The sequence below is a fragment of the Nonomuraea sp. NPDC049624 genome, assembly GCF_040675255.1.
Lineage (GTDB): Bacteria > Actinomycetota > Actinomycetes > Streptosporangiales > Streptosporangiaceae > Nonomuraea.
On sequence record NZ_JBFAOR010000013.1, the window covers coordinates 95,657 to 121,219 of the forward strand.

The following is a 25,563-nucleotide window of genomic DNA, read 5'->3' on the forward strand; positions in this document are numbered from 1 at the left end:
CCTCCCACGACGAAGTGGCCCGGCGGCGAGAGGCCACCGGGCCACGAGATGCTACCGCCTCGTCGGACGGCCCGTCAGGAGATCACCCGGTCAGGAGGCCGCCAGCACGTCGACCACGAACACCAGCGTGCTCTTGGCGGGGATCTTGTCCTGGGCCTGGTCGCCGTAGCCGAGGTCGGGCGGGATGCTCATCACGACCCGGCTGCCGACCGGCACCCCGGCCAGGCCCTTCTGCCAGCCCTGGATCACGTTCGCAAGCGGGAACTCGGCCGGCTCGCCGCGCTCCCAGCTGGAGTCGAACTGGCTGTCGGTGCCCCAGACCTTGCCCGTGTAGTGGACCGTCAGCGTCTGGGTGGGCTGCACCTTGGCGCCGGTGCCCTCGATGAGGGTCTTGACCACCAGCTCCTTGGACGGCTTCTCGTCGGTCTTGGTGGTCAGCGTCGGGGCCTTCTCGCCACCCGGGTTGTCCACCTTGACGCCCTTGAGGGTCTGGCCGGTCTCCTTGCCCGTGGCCGCCTTCAGCGCGGGCGGCCGGGCGCCGACCACGTCGAGCACGAACACCTTCGTCGGCTCGGCGCCGGCCGTGGCCTGGCCCGCCGGAGCCGAGTCGTTGGCCAGCACGGCCAGCAGCCGGCCGCCGTGCTTGACCTTCGTGAAGCCGTCGCGCAACACCTGCGGCAGCTGCTCGTTGACGGGGACCGTCTCGGGCTGCTTGGTGTCGTAGGAGGAGCCCTGGATCGCGTTGCCCTTGCCGTCCCAGTTGTAGACGGTCAGGTTGACGATCAGCTTGTCGCCGGTCTTGACCTCGGGGCCGGTGCCCGGCTGGATCACCTGGTAGGAGGACTTCGTCGCCGGCGAGCCGGCGGGGAAGGTCACCGTGGGCTTGACGCCCACGTTCCCGGTGACGGTGAGCCCGGCCGAGCCGGTGCTGGTGGCGGCGCCTCCGTTCGCCCCGGCGTCGGTGTCGCCGCACGCTGCGGCGAAGAAGATCAAAGGCACGGCTGCCAGTACGGCCAGAGCGCGGCGCATGGATTTCCCTCGGAAAAGACGTCAGATTCGCGTCACCCTACCCGACATCGAGGTAGGGCCGAGGTAAACACCACACCCCGGCCGTTGCCTCACATGCCGGCGATGAGCTTGTCGACGCGCTCGTCCACGCTGCGGAAGGGGTCCTTGCACAGCACCGTGCGCTGGGCCTGGTCGTTCAGCTTCAGGTGAACCCAGTCGACGGTGAAGTCGCGCCGCTTCTCCTGCGCCTTGCGGATGAACTCGCCGCGCAGGCGCGCCCTGGTGGTCTGCGGCGGCACCGACTTGGCCTCGAAGATCTTCAGGTCGGAGGCCACCCGCTCGACCGAGCCGCGCTTCTGCAGCAGGTAGAACAGGCCGCGCTTGCGGTGGACGTCGTGGTAGGCCAGGTCGAGCTGGGCCACCCTGGGCGAGGACAGCGGCAGGTCGTACTTCTTGCGGTAGCGCTCGATCAGCTGGTATTTGGTCACCCAGTCGATCTCGCGCGAGACCAGGTCGAGGTCGCCGGTCTCGACCGCGCGCAGCGTGCGCTCCCACAGCTCCAGCACCCGGCGGGTGATGGCGTCGCCGCCGCGCCGGTCGACGAAGTCCTGGGCCTTGGACAGGTACTCCTGCTGGATCTCCAGGCTGGAGGCCTCCCGGCCGTTGGCCAGGCGCACCCGGCGGCGGCCGGTCATGTCGTGGGAGACCTCGCGGATGGCCCTGATCGGGTTCTCCAGGGACAGGTCGCGCATCACCGTGCCGGCCTCGATCATGCGCAGCACCAGGTCGGTCGCGCCGACCTTGAGCAGCATCGTGGTCTCGCTCATGTTCGAGTCGCCGACGATCACGTGCAGGCGGCGGAAGCGCTCGGCGTCGGCGTGCGGCTCGTCGCGGGTGTTGATGATCGGCCGGGACCGGGTGGTGGCGCTGGAGACGCCCTCCCAGATGTGCTCGGCCCGCTGCGAGACGCAGTAGACGGCGCCGCGCGGCGTCTGGAGCACCTTGCCCGCCCCGCACACGATCTGCCGGGTCACCAGGAACGGGATCAGCACGTCGGCCAGGCGGCCGAACTCGCCGTGCCGGCCCACCAGGTAGTTCTCGTGGCAGCCGTAGGAGTTGCCGGCCGAGTCGGTGTTGTTCTTGAACAGGTAGATGTCACCCGCGATGCCCTCTTCGCGCAGGCGTTTCTCGGCGTCGACGAGAAGGCCCTCAAGGATGCGCTCGCCCGCCTTGTCGTGGGTGACGAGTTCGATGACGTTGTCACACTCGGGTGTTGCGTACTCAGGATGGCTGCCCACGTCGAGGTAGAGACGTGCGCCGTTGCGGAGGAAGACGTTGCTCGATCGGCCCCAGGACACGACCCGCCGGAACAGGTAGCGCGCGACCTCGTCGGGGGACAGCCTGCGCTGTCCCCTGAACGTGCAGGTCACGCCGTACTCGTTCTCCAGCCCGAAGATGCGACGATCCATCACCTCACACTATGCCCACAGATCGGCGATCGGGAGAGATCTTCACAGGTGTTTTCCGGCGGACGTCCCATTTGCCAGATTTGCTGGGTGGGTTTTACCAGGTCCGCGCCCGCCCCCGCGAAGCGCGGAGCCGGGATCACGGGGTGTAGATCTCCTGCACCTTGACGATCTTGCCCTTGTGCACCGTGATGAGCGACGGCTGCCGCTGCTTGTCGTGCCGCTTGACCAGGACCGACGTGGGGCAGCGCTTGGCGCCCAGGCCGGTGTTGCGGTCGACGGTCATGGCCGCCATCGTCGGCTTGCAGCCGTAGGCCGACAGGAAGACGACGTCCTTGGCGATCGGGGAGGCGTAGGCCGTCACGTCGCCCTCGGGCGGGCCGACGAAGTAGCCCTCGGTGGTCTTGGACCGCTTCCACTTGATGGGCTCGTACTCGGCGACGCCGTCGCGCACGTCGGTGATCCAGCCGCGCAGGATGCCGCTGTGGCGGGAGGAGATGCCCTTGGTGAAGTCGTGGCCGGGGTCGGCCTGGAAGCTCGTGCCGAAGATCGCGGGCTTCTTGTACGCCGGGTAGGCCGTGGCCGTCTTACCGGCCGTGGTGGCGCCCGCGGTGGCCGCGGTGGCGGCGGTGGCCGCGTGGGCGGCGACGCCGGAGGCCAGCAGCGCGGCGGCGGCGGTGCCGCCGGCGAGGAGGGTGCGCATCGTTGTGTTCACGCTTGCTGAGATCCCACCTCGCGCCCCGCGGTTCACCGCCGCGCCAGTGATACAGGTCACACAGCACGGGCCCCTGTGGCGCGCGGTGAGCTCATGCGACAGGGCGGGGGCCGCCATGGCGGCCCCCGCCCTGTCCCGGCGGTCTCGGAAGGCTCAGAGCGGCCCGGAGCCGTCGTCGACGTCGCCCTCGGGGCCCGTGGGCGGACCGGTCGGCGGCGCGGTGGGCGGCGTGGTGGGCGGGGTCTCCGGCGTCTCGGACGACTCCGCCGCGGGCCCGGTCGCCGGGGCCTCGGGCGGCGTGGCGGATGTGGCGGACGGCGTGCTGGACGGCGTGGTGGACGTCGTCGTCTGGGCGAGCAGGCGCTCCAGACGTGCGCCCGTCAGCCGCAGGAACTTGCGGTGCTCGCGGTTGCGGTCGAGCACCGCGACCTCCAGCTGGGCGACCGGCGGCCGCTCGCCGCCCGGCTCGGTGAGCGCCGTCAGCGCCACCCCGAGGGCGTCGGCCAGCGACATCGACTCGCGGTAGCGCTCCTTGAGCCGCCCGGCCACGGCGTCGGCCTGGCCGCCCATGGCCGCGAAGCCGTGCTCGTCGAACACCGAGCCGTCGAAGGTCAGCCGGTAGATGGCGTCGCCGTCGGGGCTGTCGCCGACCTCGGCGACGACGACCTCCACCTCCAGCGACTTGATCGACTCGGTGAAGATGCGGCCCAGGTTGGAGGCGTAGAGGTTGGCCAGCCCGCGGCCGGTCACGTCGGAGCGGTCGTAGGTGTAGCCGTTGATGTCGGCGTAGCGGATGCCGCCGAGGCGCAGTTCCTCGAACTCGTTGTAGCGGCCGACGGCGGCGAACCCGATGCGGTCGTAGATCTCGCTGATCTTGTGCAGCGCCCGCGACGGGTTGGGCGCCACGAACAGGATGCCGTCGACGTACTGCAACACGACGACCGACCGGCCCCGCGCGATGCCCTTGCGCGCGTAGTCGGCCTTGTCCCGCATGATCTGCTCAGGGGACGCATATCCAAAAGGCATGGACACGGGCAGTGGTCCTTTCTAGCGCAGCGGGGCGATGGGGCCGTCGGGCGAGATCATCCGGGCCTCCAGCATCTGTTCGACCTTGGCGGCCACCTGCTGGTCGGTCAGCCTGCGGAAGCCGTCGGCGTCGATCACCGACACGATCGGCCAGATCTTCCTGGACACGTCGGGCCCGCCGGTCGCCGAGTCGTCGTCGGCCGCGTCGTAGAGGGCCTGGATCACCGTCATCACCATGTCGTCGGCGGAGGCGCCGTCGCGGTAGAGCTTCTTCAGCGAGCCGCGGGCGAAGATCGAGCCGGAGCCGATGGCGTCGAACCGGTCGCGCTCGTAGGGGCCGCCCGCCACGTCGTAGCTGAAGATGCGGCCCTCGTCGCGGTCGGGGTCGTAGGCCGCGAACAGCGGCACCACCACCAGGCCCTGCATCGCCATGCCGAGGTTGCCGCGGATCATGGTGGCCAGGCGGTTGGCCTTGCCCGCCACCGACAGCGTGCGGCCCTCCATCTTCTCGTAGTGCTCCAGCTCCACGCGGTAGAGGCGGGCCATCTCGATGCCGGTGCTGGCCGTGCCCGCGATGCCCATGCACGAGTAGTCGTCGGCGCGGAACACCTTCTCGATGTCACGCTGCGAGATGATGTTCCCCGACGTGGCCCGCCGGTCGCCCGCCATCACCACGCCGCCGGCGAAGGTGGCGGCCACGATCGTGGTCGCGTGCGGGACCTGGTCGCCGATCGGAGTGGCCAGCGCCTGGTGACGCTGCGGCAGCAACTCGGGCGCGTACGAGCCGACGAACTCGGTGAACGAGGAGTTCCCTGAGTTTCGGAAAAGCTGGTCCACCAGGCCGACGGGCAGATCCCTGTTCGGTGCCACGCGACTCCCTCCCAACATCAGTGTCTCTAGGCCGACCCTACTCATGTTGCGCTGCTGTCTGCACTTCCCACGATCAGCTCACGGCGAACCGTTCATCAGATCGTTTCTTTACGCCCGCCACACCCCGTGCGATTGTCGGTATGTCTGCACGTCCTGAACAGGAGGCCGACTTGCGACTCCCCAGCCGGCCCGCGCTCGTCGCGGCAGCAGCCGTCCTGGCCCTCACCTCCTGCGGCTCCGGCGACCAGTCCGGGGGCAGCATCACCCTCACCATCACCGCCAACTCCATCGAGGGCGGCAAGAACTCAGAGTCCGCCACCTGGATCAAGAAGTGGGTCATCCCCGAGTTCGAGAAGACCCACCAGAACGTCAAGGTGCTCTTCCAGGGCAACGGCGTGGACGACGAGCAGTACAAGACCAAGATCGCTCTGGACCTCAAGTCCAGGACCGGGGCCGACGTCATCGACCTCGACGGCATCTGGGTCGGCGAGTTCGCCCAGGCCGGATACATCAAGCCGCTCACCGAGGTCGGCGGCGCCGGCGTCGAGCAGTGGGAGGGCTGGTCGCAGATCCCGCAGGCCGTCCAGGGCCTGGGCATCTTCGACGGCAAGAAGTACGGCCTGCCCCAGGGCACCGACGGCCGCGTGCTGTTCTACAACAAGGCGCTGTTCAGGAAGGCCGGGCTGTCCGAGACCTGGCAGCCGACCAGCTGGCAGCAGATCATCGACGCCGGCGTCAAGCTCAAGGCGGCCGGGGTGCCCACGCCCGTCCAGATCGACGCCGGCACCGCCATGGGCGAGGCCACCACCATGCAGGGCGTGCTGCCCCTGCTGGCCGGCGCCGGGGCGGAGATCTACGCCGCGGGCAAGTGGACCGGCGCCTCCCAGGCCGTCAAGGACGTCCTCGGCTTCTACCAGCAGATCTACGGCGGCAGCGGGCTCGGCGACCCCAAGCTCCAGCAGGAGGCCAAGGGCCGCGACAAGTCCTTCGCGCAGTTCGCCGCCGGCAAGATCGCCATCCTGGCCGAGAGCGACTACTTCTGGCGCTCGGTCATCGAGCCCAAGGCCGGGGTCGCCCCCATGCCCGACCGCGACCAGGTCGTGGGCTACGCCAAGATCCCGGCCAGGCAGCCCGGCGGCGGCATCCGCGGCCAGGACTTCGTCAGCATGTCCGGCGGGGCCGTCCGCGTGCTCAACCCCTTCTCCAAGAACCCCAAGGCGGCCTGGGAGCTGCTGGCCTTCATGCACTCGGCCGCCGCGACCAAGTCGCAGCTGGCCGGGCAGGCCCGTGTCAGCGCCCGCACCGACGTCAACGAAGACGTGCTGAGCGCCGACCCCATGCTCAAGTTCGTCGCCGACGAGGTGCTGCCCATCACCGCCTACCGGCCGGGCCTGGCCGTCTACCCGCAGGTCTCCACCGCCCTGCAGGAGGCCACCGCGGCCGTCGTGGCCGGGAAGAGCGCCGACGAGGCGGCCGCGGCGTACCGGAGCAAGCTGGAGGGACTGGTCGGTGGCGCGGCCAACGTCGGCGGCTGACGCCGCGGGGCTGGGCCGGGGCAGGGCGGTCGCGTTCGTCCTGCCCGCCCTGGTCCTGATCGGCGTCTTCCTGCTCTTCCCGGCCCTGTGGACCATCTACCTCGGCCTGACCGACTACCGGCTGACCGGCCTGGCCGCCGCCGACCCCCGGGTCGTCGGCCTGGACAACTACACCGCCGCGCTCGCCGACCCGCGCTTCCTGTCCTCGTTGTGGCTCACCCTGCTGTACGTCGGCGGCTCGGCCGTCGTCGGGCAGGCCGGGCTGGGCTTCGCCCTGGCCTGGATCCTGCGCTCGCGCACCGGCCCGCTGCGCCGGGTCGTCGAGGGCGCGGTGCTGCTGTCGTGGATCCTGCCCAGCACCGTGGTCGGCATGTTGTGGTTCGCGCTGCTCGACCGCGACGACGGCACGCTCAACGCCCTGCTGCACACGCCCGGGTTCGCCTGGCTGCTGGACTACCCGCTGCTGTCGATCATCGTCTTCAACGTGTGGCGCGGCACCGCGTTCTCGATGATGCTCTACTCGGCAGCCCTGGAGAACGTGCCGCCCTCGCACCTGGAGACCGCCAGGCTGGCCGGCGCGAGCGTGCCGCAGCAGCTGCGCGACGTGGTGCTGCCGGCCATCAGACGGCACGTCCTGACGAACCTGCTGCTGATCAGCCTGTGGACGTTCAACGACTTCACGCCGTTCGTGCTGACCGGCGGCGGGCCCGAGGGCCACTCGGAGATCCTGCCCGTGTACGTCTACCGCGTCGCGCTCCAGGACGGCCGGCTCGGCGTCGGCGCCGCCATCTCCTTCCTCATCCTGCTGATCAACCTCGTCTTCGCCCTGGCCTACCTGCGGTTGCTGCGCGGACGCCGCCGCACCCGGGAGGTCGCCGCCGCCGGAGGACCGCCCGCATGATCCGCCACACGCTCGGACGGCTGGCCGCCACCGTGTTCGTCGCCGTCGTCCTGGCCTTCTTCGCGCTGCCCATGCTCTGGCTGGCCAGCGCGCCCTTCGACGCCACGCCGACGATCACCACGTCGATCCCCGAGTTCACGTTGCGCAACTTCGCCGCCGTCCTGGACAACCCGTACGCGCTGGGCTCGATCCGCAACTCGCTGATCCAGGGGGGCGGGGCGGCGGTGCTGGTCGTCGTCCTGTCGGCGCTGGCCGCCTACGCCCTGTCGCGGGTCCGGCTGCCCGGCCGCGACGTGCTGCTCTACCTGCTCCTGCTGCTGTCGTCCGTGGTCACCGGCACCGCGGCGATGGTGCCGATCTTCGAGCTGGCCACCCGGCTCGGCCTCATCGACACCCATCTCGGCGTCGTCCTCGTGGTCTCGGCCGGCCTGCTGCCGGCCGCCATCTTCATCCTCAAGGACTTCATGGACGAGACGCCCACCTCCTACGAGGAGTCGGCCCGGGTCTTCGGCGCCTCGTCGCTGCAGATCCTGCGGCACATCGTGGTCCCGCTCGTCCGGCCGGGGCTGGCCACCATCGCCGTGTGGGCGCTGGCCAGCGTGTGGGGCGGGTTCCTGTTCCAGTTCATCCTGCTGCGCGACCCCGAGAAGGCGCCCGGCTCGATCATCCTCTACACGCTCTACACCGAGGGCGGCGCGCCCCGGCTCGACCTCATCTCCGCCTTCTCGCTGCTGTACTCCCTGCCGGTGGTGCTGATGTACCTGTTCGTCTCCCAGCGGTACGGTTTCCGCTTCCACGGAGGAATCAAGCGTTGATCTCCCTGCACGGCCTGACCAAGGTGTTCCCCGGGGGCGTACGCGCGCTCGACGGCCTCGCGCTCACCATCGAGGACGGCGAGTTCTTCGCCCTGCTCGGCCCCTCCGGCTGCGGCAAGACCACCCTCCTGCGCAGCATCGCCGGCCTGGAGACCCCCACCTCCGGGACCGTCGCCATCAACGGCAAGGACGTCACCGCGCTGCCGCCGGGCGAGCGCGACGTCGCCATGGTCTTCCAGGACTACGCGATCTTCCCCCACATGGACGTCACCGCCAACATCGCCTACCCGCTGCGCATCAGGAAGGTGCCCCGCGCCCGGCGGGCGGAGAAGGCAGCCGAGGTCGCGGCCCGGCTCAGCCTCACCGAGCTGCTGCTGCGGCGTCCGTCCGAGCTGTCCGGCGGCCAGCAGCAGCGGGTGGCGCTGGCCCGCGCGATCGCCTGCCACCCGGCCGCGTTCCTGTTCGACGAGCCGCTGTCCAACCTCGACGCCCGCCTGCGCCTGGAGGCGCGCACCTTCCTCAAGCGGCTGCAGCGGGAGCTGGCCGTCACCACCGTGTTCGTCACGCACGACCAGGCCGAGGCGCTCGCGCTGGCCGACCGCATCGCCGTCATGTCCAGGGGCTCGATGATCCAGGTGGGCACGCCGGCGGAGATCTTCCACCGGCCGGCCACCACGTTCGTGGCCTCCTTCATCGGCTCCACCCCGATGAACCTGCTGCCCGCCGAGGTCACCGGCTCCGGGCTCAAAGTGGCCGGCGCCCTGCTCCCGCTGCCCGAGGGCCTGACGCCGGACGACGACGTCCCCGTGACGTACGGCGTACGCCCGGAGTACATGGACCTGTCCCCCGCCGAGCGCCCGGACGCCTTCCCCGGCGTCGTCTCCGTCCTGGAGAACATGGGCACCCACACCCTCATCACCCTGGAGTCCCCGGACGCGCTCATCCAGGCCGTCGTGCCGGAGGGCGAGGAGCCGCCGCTCGGCGCCGCCCGCTGGGCCGTGCCGCGCCGCGCCCTGGTCTACCGCGACGACCGGCTGCTGTGACCCCGGGGCGGCCCGCCTCGCATACTGGACCCATGGCCAGGGCCTGGATCCTGCACGTCGACCTCGACCAGTTCATCGCCGCCGTCGAGCTGCTGCGCCATCCCGAGCTGCGCGGCAGGCCCGTCGTCGTGGGCGGCTCCGGCGACCCCGCCCAGCCGCGCACGGTCGCCGCGACCGCCACCTACGAGGCCCGCGCGCACGGCGTGCGCTCCGGCATGCCGCTGCGCACGGCGCTGCGGCGCTGCCCGGACGCCGTCTTCCTGCCCAGCGACCCGCCCGCCTACGAGGCCGCCTCCGAGCGCGTCATGGCCGCCCTGCGCGAGCTGCCGGTGCTGGTGGAGGTCTGGGGCTGGGACGAGGCGTTCGTCGGCGCCACGACCGACGACCCCGAGGCGCTGGCGGCCGACCTGCGGCGGGTCGTGCTCGACCGCACCACGCTGAGCTGCTCGGTCGGCATCGGCGACAACAAGCACCAGGCCAAGCTGGCCTCGGCCTTCGCCAAACCGGCCGGCGTCTACCGCCTGACCGGCGAGAACTGGGCGGAGGTGATGAACGACCGGCCGACCGACGCGCTGTGGGGCATCGGCGCCCGGACGGCGAAGAAGCTCGCCGGGCTCGGCCTGCGCACGGTCGCCGACCTGGCCGCCGCCGACCCCGCCGAGCTGGCCCGCGCCTTCGGTCCGGTGAACGGCCCCTGGTACCGCTATCTGGCCCTCGGCAAGGGCGAGGCCGAGGTGGACACCACTCCCTGGGTGGCCCGCGGTCACAGCCGCGAGATCACCTTCCCCCGCGACCTCACCGATCGTGAGGCCGTCGCCGGGCAGGTGGCCGATCTGGCCGGGCAGGTCGCCCGCGACGCCGTGGCGGCGGGGCGTCTCTGCGCGCGGGTGACGGTCAAGGTGCGTTTCACCCCGTTCCTGACCCGTACCCGGCAGTGCACGCTCCCGGAGCCCACGGCCGACCCCGGCATGCTGACCGAGGCGGCGCTCGCCGCGCTGGGCCGCTTCGACCTGGACCGCCCGGTCCGGCTGCTCGGCGTGGCGGTCGACTACACGGCGCCCGACTGAACAGCACTGGGCTGGTCCGAGGAGTGAGCCCCGGCCGCATCGGCCGGGGCTCATCCTTCCCCATGGTCAGAGCGGTGAGGACAAAGCCCTACTGGCCCTACTCGCCACCCTTTTGCACATAGGAACGCACGAATTCCTCTGCGTTCTCTTCGAGCACTTCGTCGATTTCGTCCAGGATCGCATCCACATCGTCAGTGAGCTTCTCCTGTCGCTCCTGCACGTCCGGCGCCGCCGAGGCCTCGGTCTCCTCAACTTCGGCCTCACGCCGGCCGGTCTGCTTCTGCCCGCCGGTGTCCTTGGTTGCCATGTCCTACCTCCGCTTGGGGGACTGCCTCCAAGGCATATCTTCCCCGAACCGGACGACATTTCGCGTCGAACACCCTGCGATCTTGGCGGCTTGACTGGATAGCACTCCTATCCAATAATGGATCCACCTATACACAAGGAGATCCCGACATGTCACCTTCGTCGCTGCACACGGCAGGTGTGCTCCTCATCACAGTCCCCGGCGTCGCGTTCGGCGGCGTGACCCTGCTGCGGTTCCTCATGCGCAACGAGCCGGGCTATCTGGACAACCCCGTCCGCAGGGGCCTGTGGCGGGCCGGGCACGCGCACGCGGGCGTCCTGGTGCTGTTCAGCCTGGTCGCGATGGTGTACGTGGACCAGGCGAGCCTGTCCGAAGGCGTGAAGGCGCTGACGCGCACGCTCATCGTGGCCGCGCCCATCCTGATGCCGCTGGGCTTCTTCCTGTCGGTGCTGCGTCCGCGCGACACCAAGCCGAACCGGCTGATCTGGCTGACCGCCGTGGGCGGCGCGTCACTGGCCGCGGGCACGCTGACGCTCGGCATCGGCCTGCTGTGAGCCCCGGGACGGCCCTGGGCTCCGGCTACTCCCCGTTGCCGGTCAGCGCCGCGACCAGCTCGGCCGCGGTGCGGCAGCGGTCGAAGAGCTCGCCGACGTGCGCCTTGGTGCCGCGCAGCGGTTCCAGCGTGGGCACGCGCTGCAGGGACTCCCGGCCGGGGATGTCGAAGATCACCGAGTCCCAGGAGGCGGCGGCCACCGACTCGCTGTACTGGCTCAGGCAGCGCCCGCGGAAGTAGGCGCGGGTGTCGGTCGGCGGCAGCTCGATCGCGCGCTCGACCTCCTCCTCGCTGATCAGGCGCTGCATGCGCCCGCGCGCCACGAGCCGGTTGTACAGGCCGCGGTCGGGGCGGATGTCGGAGTACTGGAGGTCGACGAGCTGCAGCCGCGGGTGGGACCAGGGCAGGCTGTCGCGGGTGCGGTAGCCCTCCAGCAGCTCCAGCTTGGCGACCCAGTCGAGCTCGCGCGAGAGCTGCATCGGGTCCTCGGCCAGGCGCGTGAGCACGGACTCCCAGCGGTCGAGGACGTCCTTGTTCATCTCGTCCTGGGCGGTGCCGCGTTCCTCGACGTACTTGCGGGCCTGCTCCAGGTACTCCATCTGGAGCTGCACGGCGGTGAGCTTGCGGCCGTCGCGCATCGGGATCTCGTAGCGGCAGGTCGGGTCGTGACTGACCGCCCGCAACGACTGGACGGGGTTCTCCACGGCCAGGTCGCGGGTCAGGAAGCCCTCCTCGATCATGGCCAGGACGAGCGCGGTGGAGCCGAGCTTGAGATAGGTGGAGATCTCCGACATGTTGGCGTCGCCGATGATCACGTGCAGCCGGCGGTACTTCTCCGGGTCGGCGTGCGGCTCGTCGCGGGTGTTGATGATGGGCCGCTTGAGCGTGGTCTCCAGGCCGACCTCGACCTCGAAGAAGTCGGCGCGCTGGCTGATCTGGAAGCCCTCGCCGCGGGAGTCCTGGCCGATGCCGACCTTGCCCGCGCCGGTGACGACCTGCCGCGAGACGAAGAACGGCGTCAGGTGCCGGACGATGTCGGCGAACGGCGTGGCGCGCCGCATCAGGTAGTTCTCGTGGCAGCCGTAGGAGGCGCCCTTGGCGTCGGTGTTGTTCTTGTAGAGCTGGATCGGCGCGTTGGACGGGATCGCCGAGGCGCGGGTGGCCGCGTCGTACATCACGCGCTCGCCGGCCTTGTCCCAGATGACCGCGGCCCGCGGGTTGGTGCACTCCGGCGAGGAGTACTCCGGGTGGGCGTGGTCGACGTAGAGCCTGGCCCCGTTGGTGAGGATGACGTTGGCCAGCCCGAGGTCCTCGTCGGTGAGCTGGCTGGGGTCGGCGACCTCGCGGGCCAGGTCGAAGCCGCGCGCGTCGCGCAGCGGGTTCTCCTCCTCGAAGTCCCAGCGCGCTCTGCGCGCGCGGGCCGCCGAGGCGGCCAGGTAGGCGTTCACGACCTGGGAGGAGGTCACCATCGCGTTGGCGCCTGGCTGACCTGGTACGGAGATGCCGTATTCGGTCTCGATGCCCATCACCCGACGCACCGTCATGCAACACCCTCTGTTCGTCCGGATCTGCCTATCCGCCGTTTATATGCCCGAGCCTATGCCCTTCACAGTGCCCCGAGGCCACAGAGTTATGGCACCGACGCCTTCTGAATCTGTACGGCGGAGCTTGTTGTGGTTTGCGGTGATCTGCGGGGCTTGAGGAGTCGCTGGATCGGCCGTTCGGCAAAGGAGTAGATCAGATACGACAGCACGACGGCGGCCAGAGTCGTGACCAGGGCCACCGCCCAGGGGGGCAGGTCGCCGGTGAGCAGCGGGATGAGCGCCGCCGCGGCGACCCCATGGAAGAGGTAAAGCGGGTAAGTGGTGGCGCCCAGCGCGGTGAGCGTCCTGGAGGGTTTGAGGCGGATCAGGCCGAGGGCGACCAGGGCCATGGCGGCGAAGATCAGGGTGAGGGTGACGATCACGCTGGTGTCGGTGACGGGCATGTTCTTGAACCCGGCGGCGTCGATCCGGCGGTGCACGCGGCCCAGCGCGGCGGGGACCGCCATGGCGTATCCGGCGGCCACGTACAGCCACGGGAGCAGGGCCTTGCGGTTCTGGTGGATGAGATACAGGGCCATGCCGGCGACGAAGTAGGGGGCGTAGTCGGGCATGACGATCTCCTTGAGCAGATCGTTCTCCACGAACCTGGCGGCCAGCGCGGCGGCCAGCCAGACGCCCGAGAAGACCAGCACGCGCCCGTACGTGACGCCGACGATCACCAGGATCGCGATCAGCAGGTAGAAGCGCAGCTCGGCCCAGAGCGACCAGTAGACGCCGCTGGCGTCGGCCACCTTGAACAGCCGCTGGAACATGGTGGCGTTCACCAGGTACTGGCCTGGTGAAAGTTTTGGGTCCAGCGCGGTCGCGCCGGTCAGCCCGTACAGGGCCGCCACCGCGCCGAGGCTCAGCCAGTACGCCGGGTAGAGCCGCACCAGCCGCGACCGGGCGAACGCCCCCAGCCCCCGCCCCCACACGGTCATGAGGATGACGAACCCGCTGATGACGAAGAACAGCTCCACGCCGAGGATGCCCAGCCCGGCGAAGGGCGCCAGCGCGGGGAACAGCGCGGCGGGCCTGGCCCCCCAGACCGAGGCGAAGGCCACCAGGTAGTGGAAGGCGACGACCGCCAGGGCGGCGAGGAAGCGCAGCAGGTCGAGCTCGGCCAACCGGCCGTCTCCCCGAGCATGCTTTGGCCGGTTAGCTTGATGCACGCCCCTTTGACGACCCGCTGATCACTTTGGTTCCACCGGTCCCTCCGTTCCCACCAGCAACACCCGCGCGGCCGGGCCGAGGGCGATCGCCTCGCGGGTGCCCGGGTCGAGGGCGAGCAGCCCGGCGGCCCCCGCCGCGCCGCACTCCGACAGCGCCACCCCGCGTTCGGCCAGCAGCGCGGCGGCCTGCGCGGCCTGCTCGTCGGCCACGGTGACGAACAGGTCGGCCTGGCGGCTCAGCAGGTCGAAGGCGATCAGGGACGGTTCCAGGCAGTCGAGCCGGCCCAGGCGCGTGGGCGAGCCGGTCGCGTGCACCGGCCGTCCCGCGCGGGCGCTCTCCAGCAGGCAGGGCGCGCCGTCGGGCTCGACGACGACGATCGTCGGCTGCTCGCCCCAGCGGTCGCGCGTGTACCCGGCCGCGGCGGCGGCCAGCCCGCCCACCCCGGCCTGCACGAACACGTGGGTGGGCGGGATCTCGATCTCGTCGAACAGGACGGTGTAGCCGCGCATCACGTCCAGGGGGATGTCGTCGTAGCCCTCCCAGGAGGTGTCGGCGACCAGGCGCCAGCCGTGCTCCTGGGAGGCGTGCAGGGCGGCGGCCAGGCTGGCGTCGTAGTCGCCGCCCTCGCGGCGGACCTCGGCGTCCAGGGCGCGCAGCCGGTGCGCGAACGGCTCGGGCACCTGCTCGCTGAGGTAGACGACGCAGTGCGCGCCGAGCTCCCTGGCCCCGGCCGCGACCGAGATGCCGTGGTTGCCGGCGCTGGCGCAGACGTACGTCGTGCCGCCGCCGTCGCGTTCGGACAGCCGGTGCACGGCGTAGGCCCCGCCGAGCGCCTTGAAGCTGCCCAGGCCCATGCGTCCGCTCTCGTCCTTGACGTGCACGGTGCCCGCCCCGGCCAGATCGGTCAGGGTGTGCACGGGCGTGGGCCGGTAGGCGGGGTGCCGGGCGAAGTGGGCGCGGGCGAGCCGGGCGTGCTCCACGCCGATCAGCTCACGGTCGCGTTCGGCGTAGGGCGTGCGGCCGGGGTTGAAGAAGTGCATGATCGCCATGCTAGGACGGGCCGGGCGGCGTTCCCCGGCACCCGGCGGGCGCGCCCGGCCGCATGTCACGAGGAGCGGTCCCGGGCGGCGGCCACGGCGGCCTGGCCGAGGCTGAGACCGCCGTCGCCGGGCGGCACCCGGGTGTGGGTGAGCACCCGGAACCCGGCCCCGCGCAGGCGCTCGACGGCCCGTTCGAGCAGCAGCGCGTTCTGCAGCACCGAGCCCGACAGCGCCACGGTGTTCAGGCCGGCGCCGTCCCTGATCATGACGCAGCAGCGCACGACGGCGTCGGCCACGCCGTTGTGGAAGCGGCCCGCGATCGAGCCGGTGGCGATCCCGGCCGCGACGTCGGCGGCGGCGGCCCGGACGAGGTCGGCGGCGTGCACGACGAGCAGGTCGCCCTCGGTGATGGTCGCCGGGTACGAGCCGCTCTCGGCCGGGTCGGCGCGCTGTTCGAGCTCGGCGGCCGCCTGCCCCTCGTATGTGACGGCGTCCCGGATGCCGAGCAGCGCCGAGACGGCGTCGAACAGCGGCCCGGCGCTGGAGGTCATGGGCGCGCCCAGCCCGGTGCGGGTCCGGGCGAGCACGTCCGGCCAGTGGGCGGCGTTGCGGCGGACGACGTCCAGGCCGGGGTGCTCGTCGCGCAGGTAGGCGGCGGCCATGCGCCACGGCTGGCGGAGCGCGGCGGCGCCGCCGGGCATCGGGACCAGGGCCAGGTGGCCGAGCCGGTGGAAGGAGGTCAGGTCGGCGCGCAGGAACTCGCCGCCCCACAGCGTGCCGTCCAGGCCGTGGCCGGGGCCGTCGAGGGCCACGCCGATCACCGGGCCCGTCTCGCCGTTGTCGGCCAGGCAGGAGGCGATGTGGGCGTGGTGGTGCTGGACGCCGACCAGCTCGACGCCGGTCAGCTCCAGGGCGTGCCTGGTGGACAGGTAGCCGGGGTCGAGGTCGTGGGCGACGACCTCGGGACGGATGTCGAACAGGCCGCAGAAGTGGTCGATGCCCTCGATGAAGGAGCGCAGGGTCTCCTGGTCGTCCAGGTCGCCGATGTGCTGGGACAGGAACGCGCGCCGGCCGCGTACCAGGCAGAAGGTGCTGCGCAGCTCGGCGCCGCAGGCCAGCACCGGGCGGGGCGCGGGACGGCGCAGCGTGAGCGGCTCGGGCGCGTGGCCACGGGCGCGCCGCAGCACGGTGTGCCCCCCGGACCAGGGGCGCAGCACCGAGTCGTCGGCGGGGACGTGGATGGCCCGGTCGTGGACGAGGAAGGCGTCGGCGATGCCGCCGAGCCGGGTGATCGCGTCGGCGTCCTCGTAGGCGATGGGCTCGTCGCCGACGCTGCCGCTGGTCAGCACCATCGGCTCGGCCAGCTCCGCGAGCAGCAGGTGGTGCAGCGGCGTGCAGGGCAGCATCAGGCCGAGGTCGCGGCTGCCGGGCGCGACGGCGTCGGCGACGGGCGCGCCGGGCAGCCGGGGCAGCAGCACGATCGGGCGCGCGCGGCCGGTGAGCAGCGCGGCGCCCTGCCCGTCGACCGCGCACAGCCGGCCGGCCTGGTCGAGGTCGGCGACCATGACGGCGAACGGCTTCTCCGCGCGGTGCTTGCGGGCCCGCAGCGCCGCGGCGGCCTCCTGGTGGGCGGCGGCCACGGCCAGGTGGAACCCGCCCAGCCCCTTGACGGCGACGACGCGGCCGGCCCGCAGCAGGGTCGCGCAGGCGCTGACCGGGTCGCCGCACAGCTCGGCGCCGCGGGCGTCCAGCAGGCGCAGGGACGGGCCGCAGGCCGGGCAGCAGGTGGACTCCGCGCGGAAGTGGCGGTCGCCGGGGTCGTGGTACTCGGCCGAGCAGTCGGCGCACATCGCGAACCCGGCCATGGTGGTCAGCAGCCGGTCGTAGGGCACGCCGCGCACGACGGTGAAGCGCGGCCCGCAGTTGGCGCAGGCGATGAACGGGTAGCGATGGCGGCGTCCGGCCGGGTCGGCCAGCTCGCGCAGGCAGTCGTCGCAGGTGGCCAGGTCGGCCGGGACGAGGGCGCGGCGCCGGCCGGCCGGGTCGCCGGCGGCGATGCTGAAGCCCCGGTGGCCCGCAGGCGGGCCGCTGACGACGGTGACGCTCTCGATCTCCGACAGGGCGGGCGCGTCGCGCTCCAGCGCGGTCAGGAACTCCTCGACCCCGGCCAGAGCGCCCTCGACCTCGATGAACACCCCCTCGACGTCGTTGCGCACGCGGCCGGCCAGGCCGAGCCTGCTGGCCAGCGAATACACGAAGGGACGGAACCCCACGCCCTGCACGACGCCTTCGACGCGGACGTCCACCCGTTTACGGACGGTCACAGGCCCCAGTGTGCGCCTCGCCGGGCCGGCTTGTACGCCGGATGACGCGTGTCGCGGCCTTCCTCTCAGGAAGTCACGTGCCCAGCTCCGCCGGCGGGCATGGAAAGGGCCGCGCGGACGGCCGCGCGGCCCTTTCCAGACGTTCCCTACAGGTACTGGCCGGTGTTGGCGACCGTGTCGATCGAACGGCCGGCCTCGGTGCCCTGCTTGCCGGAGACCAGCGTGCGGATGTAGACGATCCGCTCGCCCTTCTTGCCGGAGATGCGGGCCCAGTCGTCGGGGTTGGTGGTATTGGGCAGGTCTTCGTTCTCGGAGAACTCGTCGACGCAGGCGGTGAGCAGGTGCTGCACCCGCAGGCCCTTCTGGCCGCTCTCCAGGAACTGCTTGATGGCCATCTTCTTGCCCCGGTCGACGATGTTCTGGATCATCGCGCCGGAGTTGAAGTCCTTGAAGTAGAGGACTTCCTTGTCACCGTTGGCGTAGGTCACCTCGAGGAAGCGGTTCTCCTCGCTCTCGGTGTACATGCGCTCCACCACACTCTGGATCATGCCGTGGATCGTCGCCTCGCGAGAGTCGCCGTGCTCGGACAGATCGTCGGGGTGCAGGGGAAGGTCGGCCAGCAGGTACTTGGAGAAGATGTCCTTGGCCGCCTCGGCGTCGGGCCGCTCGATCTTGATCTTCACGTCCAGGCGGCCCGGCCGCAGGATCGCGGGGTCGATCATGTCCTCGCGGTTGGAGGCGCCGATCACGATGACGTTCTCCAGGCCCTCGACGCCGTCGATCTCCGACAGCAGCTGAGGGACGATGGTGTTCTCCACGTCGGACGAGACGCCGGAGCCTCGGGTGCGGAAGATCGAGTCCATCTCGTCGAAGAACACGATCACCGGGGTGCCCTCGGAGGCCTTCTCACGGGCCCGCTGGAAGACCAGGCGGATGTGCCGCTCGGTCTCGCCGACGTACTTGTTGAGCAGCTCCGGGCCCTTGATGTTGAGGAAAAAGCTCTTGCCGGACTGGCCGGTCTTCTCCGCGACCTGCTTGGCCAGGGAGTTGGCGACCGCCTTGGCGATGAGCGTCTTGCCGCAGCCGGGCGGGCCGTAGAGCAGCACGCCCTTCGGGGGACGGAGTTTGTGCTCGCGGAACAGGTCGGCGTGCAGGTAGGGCAGCTCGATGGCGTCCCTGATCTGCTCGATCTGCCGCATGAGCCCGCCGATCTCCTCGTAGGAGATGTCGGGGACCTCCTCGAGCACGAGCTCTTCGACTTCGGACTTGGGTATGCGCTCGTAGACGTAGCCGGAGCGGGGTTCGAGCAGGAGCGAGTCACCGGCCCTGATGGGCTGGCCGACCAGCGAGTCGGCCAGTCGCACGACGCGCTCCTCGTCGGCGTGCGAGATGACCAGGGCACGCCTGCCCTCGTCCAGCAGTTCCTTGAGCATGACGATCTCGCCGACCTCTTCGTAGCCGAGTGCCTCGACCACGTTGAGTGCTTCGTTGAGCATGACCTCCTGGCCACGCCTCAGCGAGTCGACGTCGACGGCGGGGCTGACGTTCACCCGGAGCTTGCGCCCTCCGGTGAACACCTCGATCGTGCCGTCTTCTCGGGCTTCAAGGAAGGTGCCGAAGCCGGACGGCGGCTGCGCCAGCCGGTCGACCTCCTCCTTGAGAGCGACGATCTGGTCCCGGGCCTCCTTGAGTGTGGCCACCAGGCGCTCGTTCTGGCCTGTCACGGCCGCGAGATTCGCCTGTGCCTCATGGAGACGCTCTTCGAGGACTCTGGCCTGACGGGGTGACTCGGCCAGCTTCCGCCTCAGCGCGGTGATCTCCTCCTGCAGGAAGGAGACCTGTGTTGAAAGATCAGCGACCTCCCGTTCGCGCTGCGCGGCTCGAGCCTCAGCATCATCGCGAGCTGCCACGCCCCGTCACCTCCTTCCCAGTCGAGGGCGACTACTAAGGACCTTACCTATCTCGGGCCCCTCCGTAACCTGGCCGGGCAGTGTTCGTCGAGTGACATGCAGTATTCGGTGAATAATTCCCAATGGTGCGTTTAATACTCCCAGCATATGAACACGGCGATCTGTTCCCGTGTCACGCACCAACGCACCCTCGTGGCCAAATTGTCATAGTTCCTCGGTGGTTCCCTTCGGTCGGCGGCGTCGCGGTGGCGGCGTCACTCCGTCTGCCATGCGGCGGGCGCTGACGAGGAAGCCGGTGTGGCCGATCATCCGATGATCGGGACGTACCGCGAGCCCTTCGACATGCCAGTCGCGAACCAGGGTCTCCCACGCATGAGGCTCGGTGAAACACCCGTGATCGCGAATGGCCTCCACGGTCTTGGACATCTGGGTGGTGGTGGCGACATAGCAGCAGATGACGCCGCCGGGCGTGAGGGCCTTGGCGGCGGCGTCGACGCACTCCCAGGGGGCGAGCATGTCGAGGATGACGCGGTCGACGTCGGCCTCGTCGATCGAGGAGACCAGGTCGCCGACGACCAGGCGCCAGTTGTCCTCCATCGGGTCGCCGAAGAACTTCTCCACGTTCTTGCGGGCCACCTCGGAGAACTCCTCGCGGCGCTCGTAGGAGGTGACGTGGCCCTCGGGGCCGACGGCGCGCAGCAGGAAGCAGGTCAGGGCGCCGGAGCCGACGCCGGCCTCGATCACCCGGGCGCCGGGGAAGACGTCGGCCATGCCGACGATCATCGAGGCGTCCTTGGGGTAGATGACGGCCGCGCCGCGCGGCATCGCCAGCGTGTAGTCCTGGAGCAGGTGGCGGAAGGCGAGGTAGGCGGTGCCGCCGGAGGACCGCACGACGGAGCCTTCAGGCTGCCCGATCAGCTCGCTGTGCGGGATGGCGCCCTTGTGCGTGTGGAAGACGCCGTCCTGCTTGAGCGTGATCGTGTGGCGCTTGTTCTTGGGGTCGGTGAGCTGCACCTGATCCCCTGCCTGGAACGGCCCATGCCTGCGGAAACCCATGTCGGCAAGGTTATATGGGTTTCTCACGCCTCCGGACGCACGGTATCTATGGGGGATGCTCCCGCGCGACGTGATCTCCACCGGCCCCCTGATCCTGCGAATGCCCGCCGACCCCGACGCCGAGGCGATCGCGCGCATGATGGACGATCCCGTCACCGCCCGGCATCTGCCGCTGGTGCCGTCGCCGTACCGGGTCGAGGACGCCCGCGCCTACCTGAAGTTCGCCGAGGACAAGTGGGCCTCGGGCGGCGCGGAGTGGGCCGTCACCGAGGACGGCCGCTACTGCGGCGCGATCGGGGTGCAGCCGCCCGACCGCTGGGGCACGGTCGAGATCGGCTACGTGGTGGCGCCGTGGGCGCGCGGCAGGGGCGTGGCCGCCCGGGCCGCCAGGGCGGTGTCCGACTGGCTGGCCGACCAGGGCGTGCACCGGGTGGAGCTGCAGGCCGAGGTGGAGAACGTGGCCAGCCTCAGGGTCGCGCTCAGGGCCGGGTTCCGCGAGGAGGGCCGGCGGCGCAGGGCCAAGCGGCTGCGCGACGGGCGGTGGGTCGACCTGGTGTCCTTCGCCCGGATCGCCGGGGAGCCGGCGGTGGCCGAGGAGCCGTACCTGCCCTTCTTCGACGGCGGCGAGCTGACCGACGGCGTGGTGCGGCTCGTGCCGCTCGCGGTGGAGGACGCACCCGAGTACCACCGGATGATGTGCGACCCGAGCGTGACCGCCTACTCCCTGACCCCGCCCGGCTCCCTGGAGGAGGACGAGCAGCGCTGCCGCTGCACCGGCTACTGGTGGGTCACCGGGCAGCGGATCGAGCTGGCGGTCAGGGACGCCGCCACCGGCGCGTTCGCCGGGCACCTCCAGCTCATGCAGGTCGTCCCCGTGCTCGGGCAGGCCATGATCGGCTACTCGCTGGTGCCGGATTTCCGCGGCAGGGGGTTCATGACCCGCGCGGTGCGGCTGCTGGTCGACTGGGCGTTCGCGCGCACGGCCCTGCATCGGGTGGTGGCGGGCACCGACGTGGAGAACACGGCCTCGCACGCGGTGCTGGAACGTGCCGGTTTCAGCAGGGAGAGCCTGCACCGGGAGCTGTTCCCGAAGCCGGACGGCACGCGGGCGGACGACGTGGAGTGGGTGCGGCTGCGCCCGTCGTGAACCGCTCCACCGGCTCTGCCTGCGAAATGCGGAAAAATCGCAATTTCCTGTTGAGGGCTAGTCAGGAGCCGCGTCGAGGGTGATACTCCGGGGCACCGTTCGGAGTTTCGCGTGATCGGGCCGCGCGATCTCTTCCCCCTCCAACCGAGGGAATCACCGCGATGCCAAACAACCGTGTCGATATCGCCATGCGTGAACTCATCACCGCGTTCTCCTGCCTGGAGGTCGCCGACGTGATCGAACGGCTCGCGCGCGGCGCGGCGGCCGTGGCGGGCACCGCGTACGCCGGGTTCGTCCACGTGGACGTGCTGCGGCGGGACGCCCGTCCGTTGCACGTCCACGCGCCGCCGGGAGACCCGCTGCGGGTGCGGCGGTGGTTGTCGGGGTCGGGGGTGCTGAAGGAGCTGGCCGTCGCGGAGGGGGCGCTACGGCTGGCGCGGGACGAGACGATGGGCGAGCCGGGCTTCCTGGCCGTGCCGGTGCCGGCGCAGGTCCGCGACCACGCGTTCGTGTGGGTGGCAGGACGCGGCTTCCAGGAGCGGGACGAACACCTGTTGAGCCGGTACGCGACGGCGGCGGGACGGGCGGTGGAGGGGGTCCGCGGACTGGAGGCCGCCGTGCGACTGCTTCGCGGCGTCCGCCCCCTCCGCCCCACCTGACCCTCCGCCCCAACAGCCCACTCGGGACGCCCGGCCGCCTCGGGACACACCGCCGCCTCGGGACGGCCGGCCCGTTCGCACGGCCGGCCCCTTTGGGGCGGCCTGGATCTCTCTTTCCGAGAGGGCCGCAGACAGGGTCCTGACTTTTCCCGAAATATCGCCCAGCACCCGCGAAATACCCTTACTTGCCCACTCCCCCGACCCCGGCAATTCCCATTCAGCTATTCGACAGCAGACCTTCCCGACGCATTTCCGTAAGGCGTTTTCCGGAAACACGAACGCCCGCACCCCGGGAAAGAGGTGCGGGCGGACGGATGCCGGGATCAGCCCCGATGGGCCTCGAAACGGAGGGTGCGGGAGACGCCCACCCGGACCGTCGTGCCGGGGGCGATGGTGACCGGCTCGTTCGGCGGGATGTCGTAGAAGTTGGGGTCGCCGGGCGGCTGGATCTGGGTGCCGTTGACCGAGCCGAGGTCGACCAGGTTGACGTCCCAGCCGTCGAGGGCCACCCGCAGGTGGCGGCGCGAGACCGAGCCGTCGGGGCTGGTGACCTTGGCGGGCCTGGCCGAGCCGCCCGCCACCTCGGGCGCGCGCTCGGGGTCACGGCCCAGCAGGTAGTCGCTCTCCAGCGGCAGCGCCGTGCCGTCGTCGAGGATGAGCACCCCGAGCGAGGGCCGCGGCCCCTTGTACGGCACCAGCGTCCGCTGCACCAGGGCGATGCCGCAGACGGCGCAGTAGGGCACCCTGGGGTCGTTGAAGTGGTCGTTCTTGCAGTCGACCCCGTAGACCAGCGGGCGGTCGCCGTGGTCGCCCTGCTGCTCCTGCGGCGGCGGCCCCGGGTGGTCGAAGTGCTCCGGCGGGCCGAGCACGGGCGGTGCCGGCTGGTCGAAGTGATCGGGCGGGCCCATGTGCTGCTGCGGCTGGTCGGCCATGCCGTTGCCGGACGGCGGCAGCTCGTCGTAGGACGGGAACTGCTGCTGGGGCTCGGGGTGGGGCTGCTCCTGCGCGGGCAGGAAGGGCGGCTGGTCCTGGGGCGGGAGGTAGGGCGGCTGCTCGTGGCCGAACGGGGCCTGCTCCTGGCCGAAGGGCGGCTGGTCCAGCGACGGCGGGCCGGAGTGGGCACCGGGCTGGGGGCCGGGGTGTGGGACGCCGGCCTGCGCGCCCGAGGGCGGACCCTGGACGATCGGCGGCTGGTCGGCCAGCGGGTAGGGAGGCCGTTCGACGGGCCGTTCCACCGGCCGCTCGACCGGCCGCTCGGGAGGCGGGGCCAGGTCGGGCTCCATGTGCAGGGCCGTGTTGGGCATCTCGCTGGTGAGCGGCCTGGACCGGTCGGCCGCCTGCCCCTGGGGACGGACGTGCGACGGCTGGTCGGTGAGGTCGCCGATCAGGCCGCCGCCGTGGACGACGCCCCCCTCGAAGCCGACCGCGGGATGCGCACTGCCGGCGCCGGGCAAGGTGAGCTCGACGCGCTCGACCGGGCCGCTGATCAGCCGGTCGGCCCAGGTGAGGGAGTCGCTGCCGGCCAGGCGCGTCTCGCCGCCGGAGGTGCTGACCGAGGCCGAGGCCGAACCGCTGACCAGCACGGCCACGCCACCGCCCACGGGACCGGCGACCGCGCACGTGGCCGGGTCGCCCGCCATGTTGGCGGCCAGCACCTGCGCCGCGCGGCGGGCCAGCGCCCGGCCGTCGCCGCCGGAGGCCGCCGTCTCGCGCAGCGCCTCGATCAGGCCGTCGGCGGCCGCCTCGCCCGCGTCGCACACCAGCAGCAGGCCGCCGATGTAGGCGACCAGCCCGTCGCCGGGAAGGGGACGCACCACTCCGAAGCCCTGGCCGCTCATGCGCCCTCCCCCATGACGACCGTGCTGCGCTCATCGGTGCCCTCGCTGCGCTCGGTCACTCAACTCTCCTCCCCGGAAGCCGGCGATATTACGGCACCCGCACTGCCGTGCCGGCCACCAGCCATACGCATACCCAGACGACGGCGCCGTGTCGCGGCCCAGGCGTCTCGATTCGATGAACCGGTGGACCACGACCAACCCGTCAACTGTGCAAGTTCGGCCAAACAGAAGACTATCGGCCTGCCGTCCTGGCATCGAAATCGCCGGGCTACGGGAAGTGGCCGGACAAGACCTTAGCCGCAAACGCGCCGGGCATGTCAGACCCCGGTGAAGACGCGGTTGACGTCGGCGGTGGCGAGCACGCCGTAGATGTCGCCGCCGTGCTCCACCAGCAGGTACTCCCCCGCGGGAGCCGAGCGCATGGCGTCGATGAGCGGCTCGCCGGTCAGGTCGGCGGCCAGCACCATGGTCGGTTCGAGCGCCTTGGCCAGCGAGCCCACGTCGACCCACGGGCGCCGGTGCTCGGGGGTGGCCTGGACGGCGGCCTCGTTGACGATGGCGACCGGCCGTCCGTCGTGGTCGACCACCACCATGGCGCCGGCCCGCTGCTCGGCGGCCTGCCGCAGCGCCTCGGCCAGCGGCGTCTCGGCCGCCACCGGGATCGCCCTGCGGGCCAGCGCGCGCGCGTTGACCTGCGGGATGCGGGCGCGGATGCGGGCCACGCGCAGCGACTGGGTGGCGCCCATCCAGATGAAGGAGGCCAGCACCACCGGCCACAGCAGTTCGACGGGGTCGAACTCCTGCCCGCTCGTCATCGACGTCGCGAACGGCAGGACGACCAGCAGCACGGCCAGCACGCGCCCGCCCCAGGCGGCCACGACCGTGCCGGAGCCGGGGTTCCTGGTCAGCTTCCACACGCCCGCGCGCAGCATCCGGCCGCCGTCGAGCGGCAGGCCGGGCAGCAGGTTGAACACGCCGACGATGAGGTTGGCCACCCACAGCTGCCAGATGAGCACCTCGGCGATGCCGCCGTCGTTGATCACGTACGTGTCGGCGAGCAGGCCGAGCCCGGCCAGGCCCAGCGACAGGGCCGGCCCGGCGGCGGCGACCAGGAACTCCTTGCCCGGCGTGGGCGGCTCCTTCTCGATCTCCGACACGCCGCCGAGGAAGTAGAGGGTGATCCGGCGCACCGGCAGGCCGAACGCCTTGGCCAGCACGCTGTGGGCCAGCTCGTGCAGCAGCACCGAGACGTAGAGCAGCACGGCGAAGACGAAGGCCACCGCGTAGGCGACGGTGTTGTCCAGCTCGGGCAGCATGTCGCGCATGCGGGGGCCGAACATGACGGTGATGAAGGCAGCGACGATGAACCACGTCCAGGAGACGTACACCGGGATGCCGAAGGGCCGCCCCATCCGAAGGCCGGGGAACTCCTGACGCGGGCTCTGCTCGCTCACCGCACTCCTCGTACGTCCATTACGTGCTGTTGCTGCCTCGATGCTACGCGCCGGATCACGTGATCCTCGTCCC

The 25,563-nt window shown here is 71.0% G+C and carries 22 protein-coding genes; 8 read left to right on the forward strand and 14 right to left on the reverse strand.

Features of this window, described 5'->3' with window-relative positions; translation table 11 throughout:
- Positions 1-90: 90 nt before the first annotated feature.
- The 5 genes from AB0J76_RS41230 to prcB form a co-directional block, all read right to left on the reverse strand.
- On the reverse strand, positions 91-999 hold the full coding sequence (locus tag AB0J76_RS41230) for an FKBP-type peptidyl-prolyl cis-trans isomerase (protein ID WP_352330400.1): 909 nt from the start codon (positions 997-999) through the stop codon (positions 91-93).
- A 119-nt stretch (positions 1,000-1,118) separates the two neighbouring features.
- Positions 1,119-2,477 carry a Pup--protein ligase gene (gene pafA, locus AB0J76_RS41235; RefSeq protein WP_125642647.1) on the reverse strand — a complete coding sequence of 453 codons (1,359 nt, stop codon included), beginning with the start codon at positions 2,475-2,477 and terminating at the stop codon, positions 1,119-1,121.
- Positions 2,478-2,613: 136 nt separating this feature from the next.
- Positions 2,614-3,189, reverse strand: a complete 576-nt coding sequence (locus AB0J76_RS41240) for a hypothetical protein (RefSeq protein ID WP_352330398.1) — start codon at positions 3,187-3,189, stop codon at positions 2,614-2,616.
- 153 nt (positions 3,190-3,342) lie between these two features.
- Complete coding sequence (gene prcA / locus AB0J76_RS41245) at positions 3,343-4,215, reverse strand: proteasome subunit alpha (protein WP_352327596.1); 873 nt, start codon at positions 4,213-4,215, stop codon at positions 3,343-3,345.
- A gap of 21 nt (positions 4,216-4,236) precedes the next feature.
- Positions 4,237-5,085 (reverse strand): proteasome subunit beta, encoded by an 849-nt coding sequence (gene prcB / locus AB0J76_RS41250; RefSeq protein WP_352327595.1) that lies wholly within the window; start codon positions 5,083-5,085, stop codon positions 4,237-4,239.
- A 170-nt stretch (positions 5,086-5,255) separates the two neighbouring features.
- Here prcB and AB0J76_RS41255 point away from each other — a divergent pair, with 170 nt between their 5' ends.
- The 5 genes from AB0J76_RS41255 to AB0J76_RS41275 are packed head-to-tail and all read left to right on the forward strand — an operon-like array spanning position 5,256 to position 10,446.
- Positions 5,256-6,620, forward strand: a complete 1,365-nt coding sequence (locus AB0J76_RS41255; protein WP_352327594.1) for an extracellular solute-binding protein — start codon at positions 5,256-5,258, stop codon at positions 6,618-6,620.
- Entirely contained in the window at positions 6,595-7,521 is a 927-nt protein-coding gene (locus AB0J76_RS41260; RefSeq protein ID WP_352327593.1) for a sugar ABC transporter permease, read from the forward strand. Before AB0J76_RS41255 ends, AB0J76_RS41260 begins: the two co-directional genes overlap by 26 nt.
- On the forward strand, positions 7,518-8,336 hold the full coding sequence (locus AB0J76_RS41265) for a carbohydrate ABC transporter permease (RefSeq protein WP_352327592.1): 819 nt from the start codon (positions 7,518-7,520) through the stop codon (positions 8,334-8,336). Before AB0J76_RS41260 ends, AB0J76_RS41265 begins: the two co-directional genes overlap by 4 nt.
- Positions 8,333-9,379 (forward strand): ABC transporter ATP-binding protein, encoded by a 1,047-nt coding sequence (locus AB0J76_RS41270; protein ID WP_352327591.1) that lies wholly within the window; start codon positions 8,333-8,335, stop codon positions 9,377-9,379. Before AB0J76_RS41265 ends, AB0J76_RS41270 begins: the two co-directional genes overlap by 4 nt.
- 32 nt (positions 9,380-9,411) lie before the next feature.
- On the forward strand, positions 9,412-10,446 hold the full coding sequence (locus AB0J76_RS41275; RefSeq protein WP_352327590.1) for a DNA polymerase IV: 1,035 nt from the start codon (positions 9,412-9,414) through the stop codon (positions 10,444-10,446).
- A gap of 97 nt (positions 10,447-10,543) precedes the next feature.
- Here AB0J76_RS41275 and AB0J76_RS41280 read toward each other — a convergent pair whose 3' ends face one another.
- Positions 10,544-10,753, reverse strand: coding sequence for a ubiquitin-like protein Pup (locus AB0J76_RS41280; protein ID WP_132622197.1), 210 nt, complete (start codon positions 10,751-10,753; stop codon positions 10,544-10,546).
- A gap of 149 nt (positions 10,754-10,902) precedes the next feature.
- On the opposite strand from AB0J76_RS41280, the gene AB0J76_RS41285 reads away from it, so the two are divergent.
- The gene (locus tag AB0J76_RS41285) at positions 10,903-11,307 is read left to right on the forward strand and encodes a hypothetical protein (RefSeq protein ID WP_352327589.1); all 405 of its coding nucleotides are present in this window, start codon (positions 10,903-10,905) and stop codon (positions 11,305-11,307) included.
- A 25-nt stretch (positions 11,308-11,332) separates the two neighbouring features.
- Here AB0J76_RS41285 and dop read toward each other — a convergent pair whose 3' ends face one another.
- The 6 genes from dop to AB0J76_RS41315 form a co-directional block, all read right to left on the reverse strand.
- A complete protein-coding gene (gene dop, locus AB0J76_RS41290) occupies positions 11,333-12,850 on the reverse strand; it encodes a depupylase/deamidase Dop (protein ID WP_352327588.1) in 1,518 nt (505 codons plus the stop codon).
- An 86-nt stretch (positions 12,851-12,936) separates the two neighbouring features.
- The gene (locus tag AB0J76_RS41295; RefSeq protein WP_352327587.1) at positions 12,937-14,016 is read right to left on the reverse strand and encodes an acyltransferase; all 1,080 of its coding nucleotides are present in this window, start codon (positions 14,014-14,016) and stop codon (positions 12,937-12,939) included.
- Between the two features lie 66 nt (positions 14,017-14,082).
- The gene (locus tag AB0J76_RS41300; protein ID WP_364392879.1) at positions 14,083-15,102 is read right to left on the reverse strand and encodes a pyridoxal-phosphate dependent enzyme; all 1,020 of its coding nucleotides are present in this window, start codon (positions 15,100-15,102) and stop codon (positions 14,083-14,085) included.
- Between the two features lie 65 nt (positions 15,103-15,167).
- Positions 15,168-17,426, reverse strand: coding sequence for a carbamoyltransferase HypF (gene hypF / locus AB0J76_RS41305; RefSeq protein ID WP_352330913.1), 2,259 nt, complete (start codon positions 17,424-17,426; stop codon positions 15,168-15,170).
- Positions 17,427-17,572: 146 nt separating this feature from the next.
- Positions 17,573-19,336, reverse strand: coding sequence for a proteasome ATPase (arc, locus tag AB0J76_RS41310; protein WP_352326893.1), 1,764 nt, complete (start codon positions 19,334-19,336; stop codon positions 17,573-17,575).
- Positions 19,337-19,540: 204 nt separating this feature from the next.
- Positions 19,541-20,392, reverse strand: a complete 852-nt coding sequence (locus AB0J76_RS41315; protein ID WP_352326892.1) for a tRNA (adenine-N1)-methyltransferase — start codon at positions 20,390-20,392, stop codon at positions 19,541-19,543.
- A gap of 55 nt (positions 20,393-20,447) precedes the next feature.
- Here AB0J76_RS41315 and AB0J76_RS41320 point away from each other — a divergent pair, with 55 nt between their 5' ends.
- Positions 20,448-21,539, forward strand: coding sequence for a GNAT family N-acetyltransferase (locus AB0J76_RS41320; RefSeq protein ID WP_352326891.1), 1,092 nt, complete (start codon positions 20,448-20,450; stop codon positions 21,537-21,539).
- Positions 21,540-21,727: 188 nt separating this feature from the next.
- Positions 21,728-22,198 carry a hypothetical protein gene (locus AB0J76_RS41325; protein WP_352326890.1) on the forward strand — a complete coding sequence of 157 codons (471 nt, stop codon included), beginning with the start codon at positions 21,728-21,730 and terminating at the stop codon, positions 22,196-22,198.
- Positions 22,199-22,521: 323 nt separating this feature from the next.
- Here AB0J76_RS41325 and AB0J76_RS41330 read toward each other — a convergent pair whose 3' ends face one another.
- Together AB0J76_RS41330 and AB0J76_RS41335 are read right to left on the reverse strand one after the other, a co-directional pair.
- Entirely contained in the window at positions 22,522-24,036 is a 1,515-nt protein-coding gene (locus AB0J76_RS41330) for an FHA domain-containing protein (RefSeq protein WP_352326889.1), read from the reverse strand.
- 317 nt (positions 24,037-24,353) lie between these two features.
- Positions 24,354-25,490 carry a site-2 protease family protein gene (locus AB0J76_RS41335; RefSeq protein WP_352326888.1) on the reverse strand — a complete coding sequence of 379 codons (1,137 nt, stop codon included), beginning with the start codon at positions 25,488-25,490 and terminating at the stop codon, positions 24,354-24,356.
- Positions 25,491-25,563: the final 73 nt, after the last annotated feature.

Excerpts from the sequence above, each read along its gene's own strand:
- prcA (WP_352327596.1), bottom strand. The coding sequence starts at position 4,215 with ATGCCTTTTGGATATGCGTCCCCTGAGCAGATCATGCGGGACAAGGCC.
- pafA (WP_125642647.1), bottom strand. The coding sequence starts at position 2,477 with ATGGATCGTCGCATCTTCGGGCTGGAGAACGAGTACGGCGTGACCTGC.
- AB0J76_RS41325 (WP_352326890.1), top strand. The coding sequence starts at position 21,728 with ATGCGTGAACTCATCACCGCGTTCTCCTGCCTGGAGGTCGCCGACGTG.
- AB0J76_RS41320 (WP_352326891.1), top strand. The coding sequence starts at position 20,448 with ATGCTCCCGCGCGACGTGATCTCCACCGGCCCCCTGATCCTGCGAATG.
- AB0J76_RS41285 (WP_352327589.1), top strand. The coding sequence starts at position 10,903 with ATGTCACCTTCGTCGCTGCACACGGCAGGTGTGCTCCTCATCACAGTC.
- AB0J76_RS41300 (WP_364392879.1), bottom strand. The coding sequence starts at position 15,102 with ATGCACTTCTTCAACCCCGGCCGCACGCCCTACGCCGAACGCGACCGT.
- dop (WP_352327588.1), bottom strand. The coding sequence starts at position 12,850 with ATGACGGTGCGTCGGGTGATGGGCATCGAGACCGAATACGGCATCTCC.
- AB0J76_RS41275 (WP_352327590.1), top strand. The coding sequence starts at position 9,412 with ATGGCCAGGGCCTGGATCCTGCACGTCGACCTCGACCAGTTCATCGCC.
- AB0J76_RS41280 (WP_132622197.1), bottom strand. The coding sequence starts at position 10,753 with ATGGCAACCAAGGACACCGGCGGGCAGAAGCAGACCGGCCGGCGTGAG.
- AB0J76_RS41265 (WP_352327592.1), top strand. The coding sequence starts at position 7,518 with ATGATCCGCCACACGCTCGGACGGCTGGCCGCCACCGTGTTCGTCGCC.
- AB0J76_RS41330 (WP_352326889.1), bottom strand. The coding sequence starts at position 24,036 with ATGAGCGGCCAGGGCTTCGGAGTGGTGCGTCCCCTTCCCGGCGACGGG.
- AB0J76_RS41315 (WP_352326892.1), bottom strand. The coding sequence starts at position 20,392 with ATGGGTTTCCGCAGGCATGGGCCGTTCCAGGCAGGGGATCAGGTGCAG.